The 3,635-nt window shown below is 68.2% G+C and carries 5 protein-coding genes; all 5 read left to right on the plus strand.

From position 1 onward, the window contains the following. On the plus strand, window positions 1-415 hold a 415-nt coding region (locus J1M44_RS10520; RefSeq protein WP_206480952.1), incomplete at its 5' end, for an integrase core domain-containing protein. A gap of 230 nt (window positions 416-645) precedes the next feature. Continuing rightward, window positions 646-1,566, plus strand: a complete 921-nt coding sequence (locus J1M44_RS10525) for a cation diffusion facilitator family transporter (protein ID WP_206480953.1) — start codon at window positions 646-648, stop codon at window positions 1,564-1,566. A gap of 133 nt (window positions 1,567-1,699) precedes the next feature. Beyond that, window positions 1,700-2,452: a DsbA family protein gene (locus tag J1M44_RS10530; protein ID WP_036317487.1), complete on the plus strand. Its 753-nt coding sequence runs from the start codon at window positions 1,700-1,702 to the stop codon at window positions 2,450-2,452. Between the two features lie 8 nt (window positions 2,453-2,460). After that, on the plus strand, window positions 2,461-3,144 hold the full coding sequence (locus tag J1M44_RS10535) for a vitamin K epoxide reductase family protein (protein ID WP_080695921.1): 684 nt from the start codon (window positions 2,461-2,463) through the stop codon (window positions 3,142-3,144). Between the two features lie 252 nt (window positions 3,145-3,396). Further along, the coding region (locus J1M44_RS10540; RefSeq protein WP_206480954.1) for a transposase at window positions 3,397-3,635 on the plus strand (239 nt) is incomplete at its 3' end.

A 3,635-nucleotide genomic window follows, 5' to 3' on the forward strand; every position in this document is an offset into this window, starting at 1 on the left:
GAAGCTCGCGGGCTGGCAAGTCGCCGACCACATGCGCACCGAACTCGTCGAAGACGCCCTCCGTGCCGCGCACCACGACCGCGGGTCGCTGGTCGGCGCGATCTTCCACTCCGACCACGGCAGCGTCTACACCTCGAAGGCCTACGCCGCGCTCTGCGAGCAGCTGGGCGTGACCCAGTCCACGGGCGCGGTCGGCACGAGTGCCGACAACTCACTCGCGGAAAGCTTCAACGCCACGCTCAAGCGCGAACTCCTCGCCGGCCGGTCAGCGTTCCCGGACCAGGCCACCGCCTACCGGGCCGTGTTCCGGTGGGCGAACCGCTACAACACTCGCCGGCGCCACTCCGCGATCGGCAACATCAGCCCGAACGCCTACGAAGCCGCACGCTCCGCTACGCTTGCGGAAGCGGCATAACCGAACCGACACCGTGTCCACGATCAAGGGCCAAGGCCCGGGTGGAGGCCTGGCGCGGGGATGCCTGCTGCACCCCCGCCTCCGCGCTGATCGCCGGGGACCAGAACGAGAAGGACGGCGATGGCTGCGGGGCGGATTGCGCCTGCTGTGCGCATTGAGCGTGCCTTCAGTATCGCCGGACAGGATGGTGACGTTCAGCTGATGATTCATCGAGTGGAAGAGACCCTGGTATGAGCGGACACGATCATTCCCATGCTCTTCCGGCGGCGGGCCGGCGGGGCCGGCTGGCCGTGGTCTTCTCCATCACCGCGACGATCATGGTCGCCGAGGTCATCGGCGCGCTGGCTTCGGGCAGTCTGGCCCTGCTGGCCGACGCCGGGCACATGTTTACTGACTCAGCCGGGTTGCTGATCGCCCTGATCGCGGCGTCCCTGGCGCTGCGCCCGGCCACGGACAAGCGCACCTGGGGGTACCAGCGGGCCGAGATCATCGCCGCGGCCGCGCAGGCGGCGGTGCTGCTGGCCGTGGGCGGTTTCGTGGCCGTGGAGGGCGTGCGCCGGCTCCTGGCCCCGCCCGAGGTCGAATCCACCACCATGTTCTGGTTCGGGGTGATCGGGCTGGCCGGCAACCTCATCGGGCTGGCGATCCTGGCCTCGGCCCGGGGGCAGAACCTGAACATGAAGGCCGCGTTCCTGGAGGTACTCAACGACGCCCTGGGATCGGTCGCAGTGATCGTTTCGGCGATCGTGATCGCCACCACCGGCTGGAATCGCGCCGATGCGGTGGTGTCCCTGTTGATCGCCGCACTGATCGTGCCCAGAGCCCTGATCCTGCTTCGCGACACCATCGACGTACTCATGGAGACCACCCCCAAGGGCTTGGACCTGGAGGCGGTCCGCATCCGGCTATCGGAGCTGCCGCACGTGCTGGAGGTCCATGACCTGCACGCTTCACGCATCGACTCCGACACCCCCGTGCTCTCCGCGCACGTCACCGTGCACAACGGCTGCCTGACCGCCGCGCACCTGGGCACTGTGCTGACCGACCTGCAACGGTGCGTGGACCTTCCGGGCCCCGTAGACCCCGTAGTTGGCCTCATGCACCCGCCGGATCTCAACGAGCACCTGCTCATCGCGCAGGCTGCGCACTGAAGGAGGGCGCGTCTTGGCCGCGTAATACGTGCCGGCATACGATCTGTAGCTCCGTCTCGTGGGCTCGGAGATGTGTATCAGAGACAGCCCCGACGGCACGGTGCCGTCGCCACCGACCGAAACGGATCCCTTCGTGAGCACACCGACCCGCAATCCGACCCCCTCTGATCCGTCAACACCGGGCACCACATCCCGCAAGGCCAAGACCATCGTCTGGGTCGTACTGGCCGCTGTGGTGCTGGCCGGGCTGATCGTCGGAGTGGTGGCCGCCAGCGGCCCCCGCGACGCCGCCCCCCAGGGCTCCGGGCAAACTGCCTCCTCCGGGACCGGGCAGAGCGCCCCCTCGGAGGCCACGCCGGTGATGCGCCCAGACAGCCGGGTACTGTCCAAGGCCCCGAACGAGCAGGCCGTGCTGGTGGAGTTCCTGGACTTCGAGTGCGAGGGCTGCAAGGCCGCCTACCCGGTCGTGGAAGAACTGCGCGCCGAGTACGCCGACACGGTGACCTTTGTGCACCGCTACTTCCCGCTGCCCGGACATCCCAACTCGATGACCGCCGCCGTAGCCGTGGAAGCCGCCGGCCAGCAGGGACAGTACGAGGCGATGTATCAGCAGATGTTCGACACCCAGGAGCAGTGGAGCCATACCACTGAGGACCGGAGCCCGGTGTTCCGCGGTTACGCCGAGGATCTCGGCCTGGACATGGCCGCCTACGATGCCGCGGTGGCTGACCCGGCCACCCGCGACCGCATCGAGGCCGACGTGGCCGACGGGACCGCGCTGGGCGTGCAGGGCACCCCGACCTTCTTCCTGGACGGACAGATGCTCACTCTGAACACCCTCGAGCAGTTCCGCGCCGAGGTCGACGCCGCCGCCACGACGGACTGACCGGGCCCATGAGTGTCCCCGACACCGACACCAATTCACCCGTGACGATCCCCACGACCACCACCGACCGCCCTGCCGGTACCGGGCAGGCCTCCGACGTAGCGGGGATACCGACTGTCGCCCGGCACCGTCCGTTCGGCCTGGTGCTGTTGATCACCGGGGTGGTCGGCTGGGTGGCCTCGGCGATCCTGGTGCTCGAACGCCTGGAGCTGTACGAGGATGCCGGGTACATCACCAGCTGTGACATCAACCCCTGGGTGTCTTGCGGGAAGGTGATGGGGACCTGGCAGTCCGAGCTGTTCGGCTTCCCCAACCCGTTGATCGGCATCGTGGCGTTCGCCGTGGTCATCACCACCGCCATGGTGACCCTCTCCGGGGCGAGCCCCGGGCGCTGGTACTGGGCCGGCCTGCAGGCCGGGGTCACCGCCGGCACGGTGTTCACCATCTGGCTGTGGTCCCAGGCGTTGTTCGAGATCCACATCCTGTGCCTGTACTGCATGATCGTGTGGGCGGCGATGATCCCGCTGTTCATCCTGCTCACCGTGCGCAACCTCGCCCACGGCGTGATCCCCGCGCACGCCGCGGTGGTGCGGTTCTCCGCCGGCTGGGCCGGAACCCTGGTGGCCATCGCCTATGTGGCCGTGGCCGCCTCGGTGTTCTGGACCTTCTTCCCGGCCCTCACCGGTTACTGACACACCAGCCGCACTACGGCCCGCCCACGCGCCCGCAACGAGGAGAAACCACACCATGGCCGAGACCGACGTGCTAGTGATCGGCGCCCGCCAAGCAGGGCTGGCGCTCGGGCACTACCTGAGGCGTGAGGAGCCGAGCTGTCGGCAAAGCCGGACACAGGTTGGGAAACCGAGAAGGGCAGGGCGGCGCTTGACCCCTGATCTTGGACACGCTGATTCCAGCACGATGCTGGGGAAGCGAGAATCCAAGGGATGGCTAGGAAGAACTACACGGACGAGTTCCGGCAGCGCGCGGTGGACTTGTATGAGTCCACGCCGGGTTCGACGCTCAAGGGCATCGCCGGGGATCTCGGGATCTCTCGGGGTGCGCTGAAAGAGTGGGTCGACAAGTTCGGCTCCGGGGTCACGGTTGCCGCTGCGTCGCCGCCGGGGGCGACGGGGCGACCGGAGTCGCAGGCGGCGAAGGTCCTCCGGTTGGAGGCCGACCTCGC

Source organism: Micrococcus sp. KRD128, assembly GCF_017168395.1.
Classification (GTDB): Bacteria; Actinomycetota; Actinomycetes; order Actinomycetales; family Micrococcaceae; genus Micrococcus; species Micrococcus luteus.

Coding starts and splice junctions, on each gene's coding strand:
- J1M44_RS10525 (WP_206480953.1), top strand. CDS start 646: ATGAGCGGACACGATCATTCCCATGCTCTTCCGGCGGCGGGCCGGCGG.
- J1M44_RS10535 (WP_080695921.1), top strand. CDS start 2,461: ATGAGTGTCCCCGACACCGACACCAATTCACCCGTGACGATCCCCACG.